The 17,972-nt window shown below is 38.4% G+C and carries 17 protein-coding genes; 1 reads left to right on the top strand and 16 read right to left on the bottom strand.

What is annotated here, in order from left to right; genetic code table 11:
• Positions 1–903 carry a lysophospholipid acyltransferase family protein gene (locus NU09_RS10685; RefSeq protein WP_129751287.1) on the top strand — a complete coding sequence of 301 codons (903 nt, stop codon included), beginning with the start codon at positions 1–3 and terminating at the stop codon, positions 901–903.
• Here NU09_RS10685 and NU09_RS10680 read toward each other — a convergent pair.
• The 16 genes from NU09_RS10680 to NU09_RS10605 form a co-directional block, all read right to left on the bottom strand.
• Positions 893–2,389: an aminotransferase class V-fold PLP-dependent enzyme gene (locus NU09_RS10680; protein WP_129751286.1), complete on the bottom strand. Its 1,497-nt coding sequence runs from the start codon at positions 2,387–2,389 to the stop codon at positions 893–895. The genes NU09_RS10685 and NU09_RS10680 overlap by 11 nt on opposite strands.
• Positions 2,390–3,124: 735 nt before the next feature.
• Positions 3,125–3,805 carry a hypothetical protein gene (locus NU09_RS10675; RefSeq protein WP_129751285.1) on the bottom strand — a complete coding sequence of 227 codons (681 nt, stop codon included), beginning with the start codon at positions 3,803–3,805 and terminating at the stop codon, positions 3,125–3,127.
• Between the two features lie 278 nt (positions 3,806–4,083).
• Positions 4,084–4,536 carry an SH3 domain-containing protein gene (locus NU09_RS10670; protein ID WP_129751284.1) on the bottom strand — a complete coding sequence of 151 codons (453 nt, stop codon included), beginning with the start codon at positions 4,534–4,536 and terminating at the stop codon, positions 4,084–4,086.
• A gap of 112 nt (positions 4,537–4,648) precedes the next feature.
• Positions 4,649–5,095 (bottom strand): hypothetical protein, encoded by a 447-nt coding sequence (locus tag NU09_RS10665; protein WP_129751283.1) that lies wholly within the window; start codon positions 5,093–5,095, stop codon positions 4,649–4,651.
• Between the two features lie 31 nt (positions 5,096–5,126).
• A complete protein-coding gene (locus NU09_RS10660; protein WP_129751282.1) occupies positions 5,127–5,453 on the bottom strand; it encodes a hypothetical protein in 327 nt (108 codons plus the stop codon).
• Between the two features lie 385 nt (positions 5,454–5,838).
• Positions 5,839–6,531 carry a (d)CMP kinase gene (gene cmk / locus NU09_RS10655; RefSeq protein WP_129751281.1) on the bottom strand — a complete coding sequence of 231 codons (693 nt, stop codon included), beginning with the start codon at positions 6,529–6,531 and terminating at the stop codon, positions 5,839–5,841.
• A 1-nt stretch (position 6,532) separates the two neighbouring features.
• A complete protein-coding gene (gene porQ / locus NU09_RS10650; RefSeq protein WP_129751280.1) occupies positions 6,533–7,552 on the bottom strand; it encodes a type IX secretion system protein PorQ in 1,020 nt (339 codons plus the stop codon).
• Positions 7,553–7,946: 394 nt separating this feature from the next.
• Positions 7,947–8,318: a hypothetical protein gene (locus NU09_RS10645; protein ID WP_129751279.1), complete on the bottom strand. Its 372-nt coding sequence runs from the start codon at positions 8,316–8,318 to the stop codon at positions 7,947–7,949.
• A 643-nt stretch (positions 8,319–8,961) separates the two neighbouring features.
• Positions 8,962–11,412, bottom strand: a complete 2,451-nt coding sequence (lon, locus tag NU09_RS10640; protein ID WP_129751278.1) for an endopeptidase La — start codon at positions 11,410–11,412, stop codon at positions 8,962–8,964.
• Positions 11,413–11,654: 242 nt separating this feature from the next.
• Positions 11,655–12,119: a DUF6252 family protein gene (locus NU09_RS10635; protein ID WP_129751277.1), complete on the bottom strand. Its 465-nt coding sequence runs from the start codon at positions 12,117–12,119 to the stop codon at positions 11,655–11,657.
• 81 nt (positions 12,120–12,200) lie between these two features.
• Positions 12,201–13,118: a DUF6252 family protein gene (locus NU09_RS10630; RefSeq protein ID WP_129751276.1), complete on the bottom strand. Its 918-nt coding sequence runs from the start codon at positions 13,116–13,118 to the stop codon at positions 12,201–12,203.
• A 21-nt stretch (positions 13,119–13,139) separates the two neighbouring features.
• Positions 13,140–13,916 carry a hypothetical protein gene (locus tag NU09_RS10625; RefSeq protein WP_129751275.1) on the bottom strand — a complete coding sequence of 259 codons (777 nt, stop codon included), beginning with the start codon at positions 13,914–13,916 and terminating at the stop codon, positions 13,140–13,142.
• 50 nt (positions 13,917–13,966) lie between these two features.
• Positions 13,967–15,280 carry an MFS transporter gene (locus tag NU09_RS10620; RefSeq protein WP_129751274.1) on the bottom strand — a complete coding sequence of 438 codons (1,314 nt, stop codon included), beginning with the start codon at positions 15,278–15,280 and terminating at the stop codon, positions 13,967–13,969.
• Between the two features lie 225 nt (positions 15,281–15,505).
• On the bottom strand, positions 15,506–16,471 hold the full coding sequence (locus tag NU09_RS10615; protein ID WP_129751273.1) for a hypothetical protein: 966 nt from the start codon (positions 16,469–16,471) through the stop codon (positions 15,506–15,508).
• Between the two features lie 6 nt (positions 16,472–16,477).
• Positions 16,478–16,924, bottom strand: a complete 447-nt coding sequence (locus NU09_RS10610) for a hypothetical protein (protein WP_129751272.1) — start codon at positions 16,922–16,924, stop codon at positions 16,478–16,480.
• Between the two features lie 10 nt (positions 16,925–16,934).
• Positions 16,935–17,501, bottom strand: coding sequence for a hypothetical protein (locus tag NU09_RS10605; protein WP_129751271.1), 567 nt, complete (start codon positions 17,499–17,501; stop codon positions 16,935–16,937).
• Positions 17,502–17,972: the final 471 nt, after the last annotated feature.

The raw sequence follows: 17,972 nt of genomic DNA, 5'->3' as shown, positions 1-17,972 counted from the left end.
ATGCAGTTTTTAGCATATATCATAGCCTATCCCATACTTTGGCTAATCTCTATACTACCATTCAGGTTACTTTATATATTTTCCGATTTTGCTTATGTGTTGGTATACCATGTAATAGGATACCGTAAAAAGGTGGTGCGCCTTAATCTTGCCCTATGCCTGCCGGAACATACCGAAGAGCAGCGTAAAAAAACAGAGAAGGAATTTTACCGCCATTTTTGCGACACTATAGTAGAAATGGTAAAAACCATTAGCATAAGCCAAAAAGAGCTTGAAAAACGCTTTGTTATCACTAACATGGAGCTAATTAACGAGTATGAGGCTAAAGGAAAGAGCATTGCCCTTATTTGCGGCCATTATGCCAGTTATGAATGGCTTTTAAACATGAGCCGCGGCTTTACCACTCATAAAGGTTTTGGTATCTATAAAAAACTGGCAAATCCTTATTTTGACAGGCTGGTAATAAAGCTGCGCCGCAGGCTTGGTGCCGAACTGATAGATACCAAAGAGAGCGTATCTGTAATGAAAAACAACAAACGTAAAGGCATCCTTGGCGTTTACGGATTTTTAAGTGACCAAAGCCCTAAAATATACCGCGTACCTTACTGGGGCAAATTCTTTGGTATGGAAGTACCCGTGCATGGCGGTGCCGAACTACTTACCAAAAAACTGGACATGAACGTGATTTATGTAAAGGGCGAAAAAATAAAACGCGGCCATTATAAGGCCACGTTTATTCCGTTTGAAGGTAACCCTCAAGAAGTTCCTAACTTCGGGTTAACCGATATTTTCCTTCGTTTACTGGAAGACCAGATAAGGGAGGCTCCGGCTTATTACCTGTGGACACACAAGCGATTTAAAAACCGCCGCAACGATCCGCCGGGATATCCGCCTAAAGCTTAAACCAGTTCTCTACCATATCTTGTACAACAGGTTGTGCATTAACGTGTGTAAACTCGTTGTTTGCCCTGTTATAAGTATAGTCTTTAGCCCATTCTTCATGGTTTAGTGCCAGTTCTTTTATGCATTGGCACACATACTCAATCTCTGCATTGGTAGTTGTTGGGTGAATAGACATTCTAATCCATCCCGGTTTTTGTATAAGGTCGCCCTCTGTAATCTTATTGGTAAGATAGTGTGATTTCTCCTCATCCACATGCAGCAGGTAATGGCCATAAGTGCCCGCACAGCTGCATCCGCCACGAGTTTGTATACCAAACTTGTCGTTAAGTATTTTAACCCCAAGGTTAAAGTGAAGGTTATCTATAAAGAAAGAAATAACCCCCAGCCTGTCCTGGTGCTGTGGCGCCAGTATATTAATACTGTTTACATCCTTAAACTGACTAAAGATGTAATCTATAATTTCATGTTCTCTTTTAAGGATGTTATCTACACCCATCTGTTCTTTTAGCTTAACACACAAAGCAGTTTTTATAACCTGAAGGAAGCCCGGTGTACCACCGTCTTCACGCTCTTCGATGTTATCAAGGTATTTGTGCTCACCCCACGGATTGGTCCAGCTTACCGTACCTCCACCCGGATGATCGGGTACCATGTTTTTGTATAGTTTTTTGTTGAAGATTAACACGCCTGATGTGCCGGGACCACCAAGGAATTTGTGCGGAGAAAAGAAGATGGCATCAAGGTAAGCCTCTTCATCGGCAGGGTGCATATCTATGTTTACATAAGGTGCACTACAGGCAAAATCTACAAAGCAAACACCGTTGTACTGGTGTATAAGTTTTGCAACCTCATGGTATTTTGTTCTTATACCCGTAACGTTAGAGCATCCTGTTACAGAAGCTATTTTAAGTGTACGGTCTTTATGTTTTTCTAAAAGTTCTTTAAAGCTGTCAAGGCAGATAAGCCCTTCGGGACACGCAGGGATAACCTCAACACGGGCAATGGTTTCCAACCACGATGTTTGGTTAGAGTGGTGCTCCATGTGAGAAACAAACACAACGGGTCTTTTCTCCTCAGGTATGGTAGTAAACTCCCTTAGGTTTTCCGGCACCTTAAGCCCCAGTATCCTCTGGAATTTGTTTACAACACCTGTCATACCGCTACCATCTGTAATCAGTATGTCATCAGGACCTGCATTAACGTGGTGCTTAATAATGTGACGTGCTTCATGATAAGCATTTGTCATAGCCGTACCCGATATTGTAGTCTCGGTATGGGTATTGGCCACAAACGGACCAAACTCATTAAGCAGTTTATCTTCTATAGGACGGTACAGCCTGCCGCTGGCAGTCCAGTCGGTATAAACAATTTTCTGTTTACCAAACGGAGTATTGAACTCCTGATCGATACCCACAATATTATTACGGAACTTTTTAAAGTATTGTTCCATCTCCGTACCCAGTGTAGTGTTTGCAGCTTCTAACATTCTTGTTTGTTTACAAAGTGCAAATTTAGGAAAATTAAAACGTTATCGTAAATAAGTTTTATAAAGCACAGCAGTAAGTTTGTTATATTTTGAAGAGGTTGGCATGGCTGTTTGCTGTGGGGTTACAATTCGCCAAAACAACAACCTTGTAAGGCAAACAACCAGACCAACGAGAAAAACTATTAATAAAAATCCCTCTTCTTATGTCTTCTTTTTAAATCTTTATAAATCAAAAACGCTAAATAGCTTAATAGCCCCAGGGCTAAAATCGGTACAATGTAATCCATGTCAATCGGGTTTGAGTTTAGTAATCGGTTTTGTGTAAAATGTGGTAAATTTTTACAGTAAGGTGACTGACATGATTTTGTAACGGCAAGGTAGCTAACCTTATTTTGCGTTGTACCTGTATTTATGAAAAGTATAACACAACTTTAAGAATACCTTACGGCTTTTTGCTAAATACTTACAAAAAAAGGAGCAGGGGTTACTAAGCCCTGCCCATAACAAATATTTTGTTTTCCTCATCTACTATTACTCAAATCTATTTCAACGAGGCGGGCAAATTTATTAATTGTTTGTTAATTTTTTACGGAAAACCGTATTAAATTAATGTTAAAATTTACCGTAAGTCATTTATTATGAGTGCATAGTATTTTTTTTAGATGTTATTTTATATTCTTAAGAAATGCTTAAGTTGCTGATTGAGTTAGATTTAAAAAGTAAGAAAAGCCTCAATTAATCAATGTTTACAGCACCAAAGTCGATTCCCTGCTCTATAAAAAATTCTCTAAGTAGTGTAAACTTTTCATTACACGAATAACCTCCTAATCGAAATTCTAATATAGCTTCATGCAAAATATCGTCTTCTCCTTTTATTAAGTAAATAGACATACATTCAAAACAAATTTCAATACAGGCTATTAAATTATCTTTTTCATCAAAAAACAATATTGCATTTCTGGGGCTATAACATGTACTCTCCTCAGTTAAAACAGGATACTTTAGCTTCTCATCTATTGTATAGTTAAATAGTAGATTTGATAATTCGTTTATTCCTTTTTTGGAAAGCCCTACTTCTTCAGTAGAAAAATATATTTTATTACGGTATTTAGATTCAACAATCCATTTGTTTAAAACAGGCATATTATAGTGCTTTGCTGCCCCGGCAATATCCAAACTATCCTGATTTATTTTATTACCAGTAACTCCATGATTAGGATAAGCTAATAAAACTATGTTCTTAGCTTGACTAAACGGAAAAATTTTATTGCGTTCTTCTATGGAAAGGCTTTTGTTCCAGCCGCAGTTATAAGTATAGCTAGGTAATGAGTCGTACTCATAAGCATCTTCATCTTCCTGAGCATAAACAAATGTTATGGATAGAAATACGAGCAAAAGTGTTAGTAAGGCTTTCATTTTGCGTTATATAAATGGTATTACAAATATAACGCAAAAGCTTACATATAATTATCGGGCAGATTTTTTGAACTTAAGTATCAAAAAAATAAAAGCCCCGGCTACTTTTTGTAACCGGGGCCATCATTAACCAATAATAGTAAATAATAATTTACCTTTTATAAAGGTACATATTATATAATTAAAAACATACTACATTTTTACATAAATATCTAAAAATCAGATAATTTAACTTTTATAACAGGAAAGTTTTTACAATAAGAAAAACGTAATGAGATTTATCTAACATCCTTTAAAAGTACATATCCTGTGTTTCTGGAATTTACAGCCTTTACCTTAACCCAATCTCCGTTATAGGCAATAACTACCATACTATTACCTTTTTTAAGCTTCTCAATAACCTTATAATTAGTTCCCGGACCTGAGTATAGATTAACTTCTGCAGGAATAACTGAAAGTATTATAACCTCATCTGTACTATCGGATGTTGATGTTTTATAATTATAACCGGAAGGCTGGGTACTCTTTTCGGCCTTTGGTTTAGATTTTGATTCACACACCCCGCAGCTTCCACCCTCTTTAGAACAATGCTTACAGGCCGAACAATTTTTACAGGCTGAACAATAAGCGCTTCCTGTACACTTACCGCAACACGAAGCAATCAGTTTTGAGTCCTGGGCATTAACCGAAATACCGGCTAATAAAATCAGAAAAAATATAAGTCTGTTCATATCTCTGTAAATTAAAACAAACAAATATAAACTATTGACTTACAGAAATATAATTTATCTATAAGAAATAGATTACCCCTTTTTAAGAAAGGAGATATAATTGTATTTATACCTACTTCTCTTCTTCAAGATACAATTGAGGATCTACTGTATTAAACGTGTATTGTAATATTTTAGGATTACCATTTCCTTCATCAACAAAATACAGGTACTCATATACAGGTCCCTTATCATAAATTATTTTCGACTTGATAAGATATTTTACAAAACGATCGGTATTAACATTTAGCCTCCTTGTTTGAGCCTCCAGTATATTTACAGAAAAAACATCTCCAAACAGCGAGTCCTTTTTAAGAAAAAGGTTGGTGAACTCCTGCTGATTAAAGCTTTCATGGCACATACTGTAAATGGAGTCTCTTGAATGGTTTTCTTCATAACCATAAAAAGCAGCGGCCAGTTCGCGGCCTTTAGCCTGGTCTTCGGCAACATTATCTGCCTGGGTTTTAAAAGTACAGCCGATTAGTATAAATGCTGCGCACAATAGGGTAAGGTATTTCATAAAAATTTGTTTTGGCAGGTAAATATAAACATTATGGTTTATACTCCATATCATGTTTTACCATCCAAACGGAATCCTGAGCCTTACGGGTATAGTTATACATTAGGGCATCATTTTTATGAAGGCTGTTTTTTACATGTACTATGCCCTGACATATTTTGTAATCTTCATCATAATACTCTAATACCTGAGTAATATTATGGTTAAAAGATTTCGATAAGGGTTCTGTATTGTTAACTATATACTCACCTCCCTTGTATCCCACAGGGTAAAAAGGCGTATAAAAGTTACGCCAGTACAAAACAGAGGCAATGGTTAACAATAACAGAATAAGCAGTAAGGTGTACTTTCTGTTCATGGTGTGTGTGGTTAGGTAATATTAATATGCGCGGTTGTGCCGTAAATGTAAGAGAAAAACGCAAAAAGACACCTTCTTAGTATTGTTAAATTTTTTAGATTCCTACTTTAAAATATAAAATACAATAAAGTTTAAAGTTGATAATTCTAAAGGATGATTTCAATTTAAAATCCATCATTTAAAATAACTTTTTATGTCATCATAAAAAACAGTAGTAAAACCAAAAGTACTATTACAAACCAACTGCGAAGATTAGCCCTGCTAAAAACCGCCACTGCGTTAGTTCGCCTGCGGTTGCCCATACTTTTTCGTAAAAAATAAAACAGCTGAAAAAGCACTATGGCGCCAAATATAAAAAGCAGTTTTTTTTGCATTAAATAAGAAATTACTTCGCCAGCAGCTCATTAACAATATCAATTACCTTTTGCAGCTGTTCCTGCTTGGTAATAGTGCTATTGTCCATCTCTATGGCATCATCGGCTTTTACAAGCGGAGAATCGGCACGGTGCGTATCAATGTAATCACGCTCTATCACGTTGTTATACACCTCTTCATAAGTTACCTCCTGCCCCAACCCTGTAAGTTCCTTAAAACGACGCTGAGCACGCGTTTCGGGACTGGCGTTCATGTATATCTTTAGTTCGGCATTAGGGAAAACAACCGTACCTATATCCCTGCCATCCATAACCACACCTTTCTTCTCACCCATGTGCTTTTGCTGTTCTACCAGTTTATGGCGCACTTCTGGTACTTCGGCAACACGGCTCACCAGTTGCGATACAGCAAGGGTGCGTATTTCCTTTTCAACATTCTCTTCGTTAAGATACATTTCGGCAAACTCAAGCACCGGATTGTATAAAAACTGAAGTGTGATATCCTGTAGGTGTTCTATTAATCCTTCACGGTTAAAAAAATCCTGCGAAATCAGTCCGTTTTGCATCGCAAAAAGGGTAACGGCACGGTACATAGCGCCCGTATCCACATACACATAGCCCAAATGTTTTGCAAGCTGCTTTGCCAGCGTACTTTTTCCGGTAGAAGAAAAGCCGTCTATGGCAATCGTTATTTTCTTATCCAATTTACTGAAGGTTAATGGTTAGCCCAAACAGGCTGGTATTGGCTGCAAGGGTATACTTTGAGTACGAATAATCAAAGCGCAATTTATTAAACCTTATGCTTACTCCCGCAGAAATTCCAGAAAAAGTTCGTTTGTCTACAATACTCAGTTCCTGCCCTCTCCTAAAGTTATAGCCCAACCTAAGGTTAAAGCTCTTACCCGGGAAAAGTTCGGCACCTAAAATAACGTGTCGCAGTGCATTATTGATAAATGAAACTTTTTCTTCGGTCACTTCGCCGTCTATACTCTGTTCGCTACGGTTAGGGTTAGAAAAGGCAATATTCCACTGTTGCAGATTCTCAAGGGTAATATGCCAGCGTATAGGCACATTCTCTACTTCCTGCGATATACCCGCTATAATTTCAAACGGAAGCTTTTCCTGCAGTCCGGCATAGGTGCTAATCTGCGTACCCATGTTGCGTAAAGCAAGCGCATAGTGAATATCGTTATCCTCGTCAATATAAATAGCTCCTAGATCGAGTGCTACCCCAAAGGAGTTGTAGCTTTCAAGAGTTGAAGATATAAACTTAAGATTAGTACCGAAATACAGGGTTGTATAAGGCACATTGTAAGCATATCCAAAAGAAAGCGCTATCTCGCTTCCGGTAAAGTCGCCCGTAAGCAGTCCGTTTTGATCGCGCCCTTCAAAAGTTCCGTAATCTACATAGTTAACCCCCATATGAAAGGTTTGCACGTGCCTGTCCCATGTATAGGCATAGGCAGCCGTACCATAATTAACCTCACCATAGTAGTTACCATAGTTTGCCGAAAGGTGGTTATCCATCTCCCTGTTAATGGTTGCAGGGTTATAAATGGCCTGGTTTACATCATAATCGTAAAGGGTAATAATCTTACCGCCCAAAGCCGCCTGACGGGGTGAGGTAACCAAATTTAGGAACTGATAAGTGTATTTACCCCCTATTTGGCTGTATGTGAGAGCCGTGGTGAATAAAAAGAGGTAAATAAACGCTTTTTTGAACATTATTGTCTGTAAGTTTTCTGCATACTATAACGCAGCTGCGAAGATATTATTTTTTTATTTACGAGAATTGGGAAATGAGAGATTAGATATGAGATGTGAGATGATAGATAATAGACAGTCTATTATGTCATCGTGAACGGAGTGAAACATAACGTGGTGATCTCTATTCTTAAATGATGAATTTTGAATTTTAAATGGAATCCTCCCTGTCATCAGTATAACACACACATTCCTGTCATGTCGACCGCAGAGAGACATCTCATAATTCATAATTTGAAATTCACAATTAAACGGACACCCCTAGCCCTCACGCTAAGGCGTGACAGGCACCTCAAGAGGGGAACTCGCACCCCTATAACAGATTGCTTCGCAGGCTCGCAATGACAAGCACATACTATAATTCCGTTATGGTCTCAGTATTGATAATAGGTGACTGATATAGTATTACCTTTTCCTTATACCACCAGTACCTTAGGTTAGAGCTGGCATAAATGGTGTCACTATCCTTAACAAAGGCATAGGTAAAAACCCCATCGGGGAAAAGGTGCTCCCTCCCGGTTATAAGATAATTTTTCATGTAATCGAACTCCGCAGCCACATCCTTACTCTTAACCTGCTTTAAGGTAGTTTTGTTAGGATTGCTAAATTCCCCGAAGTTTTTAGAGGTTATACTATAACCATATACATCATTAGCCGTTATTACCGTAACACTGCTACTGCATGATGTAAGGGTAATAAAAATAATAAGGGGGATTATTTTTTTCATAGGGAGTATTATTAAAACCTATATCATAACAAGTTAAGGCTTTATTTTAAATAATATTCTTATTTGCTAATTATTGTTTAGTGTTGTTTAACATTGATTCGAGGACAAACCCAATCCCCTCTCAGAAGGTAACACTCAATCTTATAATAGATTGCTTCGCAGGTTCGCAATGACAACCGAGTGAAGTTCTGGCATCAGGCTCCGTAGCGTAAAGAAAATTACAAGCGAGGCGTTAAAAAGCATCCGCTGTTTGAGGCGATAGCCGAGTTCGGATGGTTTAGCCTAGTGAAGTAATTTTTAGCTTAAGGAGTCTTAGCCTTGACTTTTTGGTTCTTTTGTGTCAAGACAAAAGAAGAAGTATTAATTGTAATTAGAGATTCCTCACTACACTACGTTTCGTATCGGAATGACAACGCCTTACTGTCATTGCGAGAAGCAACTACCCCGCAGTGCGTAGCAGGCTGTGGCAATCTCTATTTTGTATGAGATTTCTCCATTACGTTATCAGGCAGAATATAAAAAGTCCCTTCTTTCATCAGGATGACACACCCCTAACCCCTCTCAAGAGGGGAACTAAAAAAACGGCTAAGATATCACTTAGCCGTTTCTCCTTTCAAGTAGTAGTATTATAACCTATTTGAAATTATAGTGTTTTAGCATTCTTCACCTTTTGGTCGGTAATAGCATGTTTAACCACCTGGCTCATTTCACTAACATAGTGGAATGTTAACCCCTGAAGGTATTCCTGCTTAATTTCATCTATGTCACGACGGTTTTCCTCACAAAGGATAATCTCCTTAATACCCGCCCTTTTTGCTGCAAGTATTTTTTCTTTAATACCGCCCACAGGCAATACGCGTCCGCGAAGGGTAATTTCACCTGTCATAGCAAGGTTCTTTTTAATCCTTCTTTGCGTGAACGACGATACCAGCGAGGTTAGCATTGCAATACCGGCACTTGGTCCGTCTTTTGGCGTAGCTCCCTCTGGTACATGAATGTGTACGTTGTAATTTGAAATCACTTCCGGACTAATACCCAACTGCTCTGCATTGGCCTTAATATACTCCAGCGCAATAGTGGCCGACTCCTTCATTACATTACCCAGGTTTCCTGTCATGGTAAGTGTACCTTTACCTTTGCTAAGCAACGATTCGATAAACAATATATCTCCGCCTACGCTTGTCCAGGCAAGTCCTGTAACCACACCGGCAATCTCGTTATTTTCATACTTGTCGCGCTCCATTTTAGGTGCGCCCAGTACTTCAAGAACATCAGCTTCAGTAGCTTTGTGGTTGTACTCCTCTTCCATGGCAATGCTCTTGGCAACGTGCCTTATCATTTTTGCGATCTGCTTTTCAAGTCCGCGTACGCCCGACTCTCTTGTATAACCCGTAACTACCTTTTCAAGAACCTTTTTGCTCATGCTAAAGTCTTTATCGGTTAGTCCGTGCTCTTTAAGCTGTTTAGGCAACAGGTGGCGTTTAGCGATCTCTACTTTTTCTTCTATGGTGTAGCCCGTCATGTTTATAATTTCCATTCTGTCGCGAAGTGCCGGCTGAATGGTAGACATATTGTTAGACGTAGCTATAAACATTACCTTACTAAGGTCGAAGCCAAGCTCCAGGAAGTTATCATAAAACTCTGAGTTTTGTTCAGGATCTAATACCTCAAGCAGCGCACTCGACGGATCACCGCTTGGCCCTGTAGATAACTTATCTATCTCATCCAGTACAAATACAGGGTTGCTTGTCCCCGCCTTTTTTATACTCTGAATGATACGGCCCGGCATAGCACCAATATATGTTTTACGGTGTCCGCGAATTTCTGCCTCATCACGAAGTCCGCCTAATGAGATACGGATATACTCACGGCCCAGTGCTTCGGCAACCGACTTACCTATGGATGTTTTACCAACCCCCGGAGGTCCGTAAAGGCATAATATAGGCGATTTCATGTCGTTTCTAAGCTTAAGCACTGCTAAGTACTCTATAATACGTTTCTTAACGTCTTCAAGCCCAAAATGGTCTCTGTGTAATATCTTCTCGGCACGCTTAAGATCAAACTTGTCTTTAGAGAATTCATTCCACGGCAGGTCAAGCATCAGCTCTAAGTAGTTACGCTGAATGGCAAACTCTGCCACCTGCGGATTCATACGCTGTAGCTTGGCAAGCTCTTTCTCAAAGTGCTCCTTGGTTTTTTGGTTCCACTTCTTGTTTTTCCCTTTCTTGCGCATTTCCTCTATCTCCTGATCGTGAGAAACGCCACCCAGTTCTTCCTGAATGGTTTTCATTTGCTGATGCAGGAAGTACTCACGCTGCTGTTGGTCTAAGTCAAAACGCACCTTACTCTGGATGTCGTTTTTAAGTTCCAGCTTTTGCAGCTCAAGGTTCATGTGGCGAAGGGTTTCCAGCGCACGCTCCTTAAGGTTATTTTTAGCAAGAAGCTCCTGCTTTTCCTTAACCGAAAGGCTCATGTTTGAAGACACGAAGTTTACCAAAAACGATTCACTTTCAATATTTTTGATAGCAAATGTAGCCTCTGTAGGGATGTTAGGGCTCTCCTTAATAATCTGGATAGCCAGTTCCTTAATCGACTCGATAATAGTAGCAAACTCTACCTCCCCTTTTTCAGGGCGTTCTTCGGCAACCTCTTTAATGGTTGCACGCAGGTAAGGCTCCTCTGTAGTTACCTGATCAATTTCAAAGCGTTTTTTACCCTGAATGATAACGGTTGTGTTACCATCGGGCATTTTAAGCACACGAAGTATACGGGCTACCGTACCTACTTTATGAATATCGTTTGCAGTAGGCTCTTCAACCTTCTCATCTTTTTGAGCCACGACGCCAATAATCTTACCGCCGGCGTTGGCTTCGTTTATAAGTTTGATAGACTTGTCGCGGCCTGCAGTAATAGGAATTACCACCCCCGGGAAAAGCACCATATTACGTAGCGGCAATATAGCGAGGTCATCGGGAAGCTGCTCATTATTCATTTCCTCTTCATCCTCCGGAGTCATTAACGGAATCAATTCCGCATCTGTATCCAGTTCCTGAAGTGACAAACTGTCAATATTTAGTATTTTCTGATTAGACATGCTTATTATAAGTCATTTTGTCATTAAACATAGATGCAAAAATAACTCCCCTATTTTAATAAGGGAAATTATTTAACTGAATACCAGTAATTGCAAGGCATTTACTGGTATAGTAACGCAGTATTAAGGCAATCATTATGCCATAGTGATTATTTACTTTTATTATAAAAAAATCCGCCTAAAAGGCGGATAATAGTAGTTTATATTAGTTGTAAATTTTATTCTTTACCCATCATCCTTTATTACTCTATAATCAAAGGAACCTGAACAAATTCACCTTGTTTAAGGGTAAGATTAGGATAAACCGAATAAGAATAGCCTCCGGAGAGTTCAAAAGTACCCGTTATTGTCAAATCATCCATATTAACCTCAGAAATGGTTACATAACCTGAACCTGAATAACCTGAAAAATAGATTGGGACACCTGTATCCGAATGGACAAAATATAAGGAATCGGTATAAGTACCTTCTCCGTTATAAGAGAAAGTGACCAAAAACGTAAATACATCTGAACTGAATTTTATTTCAATCCTCCCGTCGTTTTTTATAACCGCTGTAGGGTTTGTGGTGTTTGCGACAGTTATATCCGGCCTTACAAACCTTATGTATGGTGCCGTAAGCACATCATTGTTATCATCGCTGTTACAGGAAACTAAACAAAAAAATACCGAAAGGACAGCTAAAAGTAAAGTGTTTATTCTTCTCATAATTTAAAATTGAAACGCCCCACAAAAGCGGGGCGTTCCGGTAGATATAGTAGTTTGAGTTAGTAGTTCGAAACTAAAATTTTAGAAACTGTAATCCACATCAAAAGTACCTTCTGTAACCGTTACGGTTCCCTCACTACCTGTAGCAGTAAAGGCAAATGTACCTGCTATTCTTGTTTCTGTTTTACTGTTTATGGTTACACTTCCTGTCGTAGCCATATACATAGCCTCAGGTGATGTAGTGGTATATCTTCCTCCTACAACATCTTCAAGTATATTACCTGTAATATTGTATGTTCCCGGATTTAAAGAAGCCTTCATACTTACAATAACTTTATTTTGGTTAGCATCAAGTCCGTTTATGCTTATTGTTTCACCTAAACCACCATCAGCAACTGCCACAGCAACATTAGCTACAGGAAAGTTTGTACCGTCTAAAACAGCAGTTAAAATATCATCTCCTGTTTCGCCACCACCAGGCATAGTACCCTGATAAGTAACATTGGTAAACGAACCGTTTGTAAATTCAATTGGTGCAACTTCCTCCTCGTCGTTACTCCACCATCCTGTAAAACTAAAAGTACCCGAAACCGTATGGTTTGCCGTATCGATACTTGTAATATTTACAGAGCCTGAAACCTGCTCAAGGTTAAAATTGATATATTGGTACTCTTCACCTGCCGGTTGGTAGTACATTAATAGATCGTCTCCGCTAAAAGAACCAACTTCCGGATTCGGAACTAAAAAGGCAATTTGCTCAGTGTTTCCACCGCTGCCTCTGTATCCGCTAATAGCAAGCATCCCATCGTTAATAACAGCTGTTATAGCTGTAGCTTCATAAGTCTGACCGCTAAAGTCTACTTTAAATGTTCCCTGTGAAGTTCCCGGATTACCAATATTATCTAATAATACCGGATCTACTGGTTCTGTATCACAGGCTACAAAGCCTATGGCCAAAAACAGAAGTGTAAATACCTGTACAATTTTCATCTTTTTCATAACTTCTTTTTTTCTATATTCTTAATTAAGCGTGTAAGACACAAGCGTGCTGCTTGATGTAAAATTACTGCTTTGTGATTCTGATTTTATAGGTCCCACATCTTTAGCGAACCAGTAGTAAACCGTTAGCACCATACCCGGTGTAAGGTTGCTGGTAATGGTTTGCGTTTGTTTTACTTTTATTACATTTTCATAGCTAACACCATTTACCGTTACAGTTATTCCTTTTTCCTGAATTATATTCTCAATGTGGAAGTTCATAACCATTGGAGGTATCGTTATGCCCGGCATTTGGTATGTCGTTGTTTGCTGTACATCCTGTGTCCAGCTTTGACCCGGTTCAAGATAATCCTTAAGTATTGTATACTCATAAGGTGAAACGGTAATCTGCATACCCTGTTCATCAGGAACAATTACACTTATCCTAACCGAATAATCTCCGTTATTATGACGTAATAGGTTTGTAGCCTCTCCGGTAAGGTCACCCGTACCTGAACTGGCAAAACTATAATTAACCCTATAATATGTATTACCGCCTATAGATTCGGTGCTTGTTATTTTCATTGGGCTTTCGCCTTCGTCTTCTACATCAAAAACCCACTCGTTATTTAATGCCATTGGCCAATAACTACCATCACTCGTACCGGGATTGGTAGGATTGTTAGGGTTTGTACCCGGATTTTCCGGATTATTAACATTATCTAAAAGAACCGGATCTACAGGTTCTGTATCACATGAAACAAAACTAAGTACTGAAAGAAACAGTACTACAGCCGATAATCTTTGTAATTTCTTCATTTGGTTTTTGATTGTTAGGTGTCCAAATATAAATTATTTTTTTTAATATCTTAATGTTTTTTTAATACACGCATCAGTAAAAAGATACCTATTACAAAGAATAATGTAAGGAATACGACAGAATAACGCATACTGCCAAAATATTGGTCTATAGCACCATAAAGTACCATACCTATTACAATACCTATCTTTTCGGTAACGTCATAAAAGCTGAAAAACGACGCTGTATCCTGAGTTTCAGGCAGCATTTTAGAATAGGTACTTCTTGAAAGCGATTGTATACCACCCATTACCAAACCTACAAAACCAGCTGTTACATAAAAGTGTATAGGCAGCGTTACAAAAAATGCAGCCACACAAATTACTGCCCAAACGGCATTAATACCTATAAGTGTTTTTATGTTTCCGTATTTTTTAGAAAGTGCCGATGTTATCATTGCTCCCGCTACCGCTACAAGCTGTATTAGCAGAATACTTACAATAAGTCCCATTTGTTTACCGCCTTCACCCCACTGTACTTCTTTAGCTCCAAAATAAGTTGCAACAAGCATTACGGTTTGTACTGCCATACTGTAAACAAAAAATGCTCCAAGGTAACGTTTAAGCATAGTGGTTTGCTTTAGCTGTCCCCATACTTTACGCAGTTCCCTAAAGCCATTAAGCATAACATCTCCGGTTACTTTATTCCTTTCTTTATTTCCTTTCGGTAAATGATAATAGGTGTACTGGCTAAACAGTATCCACCACACTCCTACCGATACAAACGACCAACGCATGGCTTTTTCGGCAGCTACATTACCTTCACCTTCAATACCAAACCATCCCGGCTTCATTACCATAACAAGGTTAAAAACAAGAAGGATAACACTACCTATATACCCTAACGAATATCCTTTTGCACTAATGTCGTCCTGTTGTTCAGGATAAGCAACATCGGGCAGGTAGGAGTTATAGAACACAAGGCTGCCCCAAAAACCTATAAGTCCGAAAAAGTAGCATACAAGGCTCCAGTAAATATCATCCAGATTAAACCAATACAGCCCGATACAAGACAACGCCCCTAAGTAGCAAAAAAGCTTAAGGAACACTTTTTTGTTTCCGCTGTAATCGGCAATACCCGAAAGCAATGGCGAAATAAACGCCACTACCAAAAAGGCAAAAGCGGTTACAAAGCTCATTAATGCGGTATCTTTTACATTACTGCCAAAAACAGCAATATACTTATCCCTTTTATCAAAAAGTAAATCATAAAATATAGGGAAAACCGCCGAAGCGATTACAAGGCTGTAAACAGAGTTGGCCCAATCGTAAAACGCCCAGGCTGTAAGAAGCTTTTTATCGCCTTTTTGTAATTGTACTGACATACTTAATTATTTGGTTTGTTTTGCCAAAACTAACTTATTTTTTGGATTATAGGATTATCGCAGCGTTAGATTTTGGTATGTAGTGAACAGTGTACTTGTCATGTCGATGGCAGGAGACATCTCTTACTCTTGAGATTCCTCCATTACGCTATCGCTACAGTCGGAATGGAAAAAACAGATTGCCACGTCGTTCCTCCTCGCAATGACAACGCTAAGTGTTTTTCATTAATCTAAAGGGGTTTTCAATGCTTTGCAACGCCAGGTAACCTCATAAAGCAAACCTTTTTTATCATCAGTCTTTACATAAAGGTAAACTTTACTAAAAAACCTTTCAGGATAATAAGGCGGCGGTATAGGGCGTTTATCCTGACTGTTTTTTATATATTCTTTTGTTTCTTTATCACAAAGATACTGAAGCCTTTTATTTGCCTCTGTTTTGCTTAGCAATTTGTCTTTAATATCAATATATTTTACTTCTTGCGGTTTCTTCCTTAGGGTATCAAATTCAAATCTATCGTCGTAAATGTAAGGTTCTTCCCTAAACTCAATATTATTATATTTAAGTTCTTTACTGGTGTTTTGAGCATTATCATTAAACTCAATATAAATCACTTCTCTAAACAGGTCGTCATAAAAATTAAAACCATTTGCTGCATCCAGCAGTTTTTGCCTTTCCTCTGCTCCCGGATATCCATACTCAATAGCTTCATGTGGTGCATAACTCTCAAGTACCGACATAAGTTCACCCTGATGTATCTCTATGCTACAGGTACCGGCATCGAAAATAACAAGTTCTTCTCCCGTATCCTTTTTTGTAATGTTAAGCATCCCGCTTTTTATTTGGGTAGTAGCGTTTATAAGCTTAAGAAGTTTTGTTTTTTCGGCAGCATCGGTAATCTCGCTGCTTTTAAGTACATCTTCGCTATATGCGGTATGTATATAACGGTAATACTTAAACATTTTACCATTAGTTAAAACAACAAGGTAACTCGAACTTTTCCCCAAACTCCACGGACTATATGCCTGTGTTTTTATAATAAGTGCATTTTTATCGTCTAAACCCAACTCCTCTACATACGGATTTTGGCGCAACTGACTCTTTTGAAACTCAAAAGGTTCAACTCCCGGTATATCCTGAGCCTGTAAAAAACTACAGAGTAGTAAAAAGAATAGAGTAAAGTATTTTTTCACAGCAAACTATTTAATATCAAGTTCAAAAAAATCGTGATCGGCTAATATAGCTGTATGTAATTCGGTTAAAGTTGCGGTATCAAATAAAGTAACCACTTCCTCAAACTTTGTTATCTGTCTGTCAATAATAATCCCAAGGGAATCGTTTATATATACATTGCCATAAGCCCACATATCATCATGCAGCTTGTACTTTTTTACCACAATTCCGTTACCGTTAAGAGTAAAAGTTTTTTCTTTTATATAAGATAACGAATCTATATAAGATGCCTCTCCGTTACTGATAGTAAGCACCTGAGGGTTGGGATAAACTTCAAAAGGAAAATGATACACAAGTGAAACCTTATACCCTTCTGTTGTTTTTTTCAAAGAAATATAATGCTCTTCAAATTTCTTTTCCTTTAGTTTATTGGCATTACAAACCGCTATCGTTATCTTACTTTCAAAAACCATAAGCAAACACTTAATATTTAAAAAGTTCATTGTAAAAATCCAATACTTCTATAACCTTTACAAGCTTTTTCCTTTCCTTATAACGCGGAAGTTTCTGTTCTATATACATTTCGGGAGCATAAACATCAAAAATCTGGCCTGTTGTGCCTTTGTAGATTTCTAAATCATAACCAGCACAATCTGAAACCATAACTCTTGCAGGAGGATTTTTAAAAGTATCGGTATCTATATCGTTAATACTGTTTACCGTTTTTGTAAGTCTCTCTTTTTCGGCGGCATCTGTTACTTCCATACTTTTAAGTTCCTTATAGTCCTCATCTGTAGTAGCATATTTAAACATCCTGCCATCGCTAAGCATAACCAGAAAACTATTTTCTGTACACATACATCTAACAGTAGATTCAGACATGACAATCACTAGAGCATCCTTATCTTCAAGGCCCAATTTTTCTATATACGGATTTACATTTACCGCAACCTCCTTAAACTCTGGAGCTGGCGTATCTTGTTCTATATTTTTAGAAGTTCCACAGCACAGGAATAAAAGTAGTACATGTAAGGCGATTAGTTTTTTCATAACTGAAAGATAATAAAAAAGTGTTCAGTTGTAGTGAACAGTGTACAACCGAGTGAAGCTATGGCATCAGGCTCTGTAGCGTAAAGAAAATTACAAGTGAGGCGTAAAGAAGCATCCGCTGTTTGAGGCGACAGCCGAGTTCGGATGGTTTAGCCGAATGCAGTAATTTTTAGCTTAAGGAGCCATAGTCGCAGTCACGCCACATCGTGATGGTTCTTTTGTGTCAAGACAAAAGAAGATGTGTTTTGTCACAGAGTTAACACCCAGCTTGTCATAACCGAAGAAAGACATCTCTTACTCATGAGATTCCTCCATTACGCTATCGCTACAGTCGGAATGGAAAAAACAGATTGCCACAGCCTGCCACGCACAGCGGGGTCGTTCCTCCTCGCAATGACAAAAGAACAATAAAAAAAGCCCCGCTTTCGCGGGGCTATATATTATAAACAGATGTCTCACATCTCTTATCTT

It is taken from the genome of Flavobacterium beibuense, assembly GCF_004151245.1.
GTDB classification, from domain to species: Bacteria; Bacteroidota; Bacteroidia; order Flavobacteriales; family Flavobacteriaceae; genus Flavobacterium; species Flavobacterium beibuense_A.
Note: the sequence above shows the minus strand (reverse complement) of the source record. Positions and strands in the feature narration are given on the sequence as shown.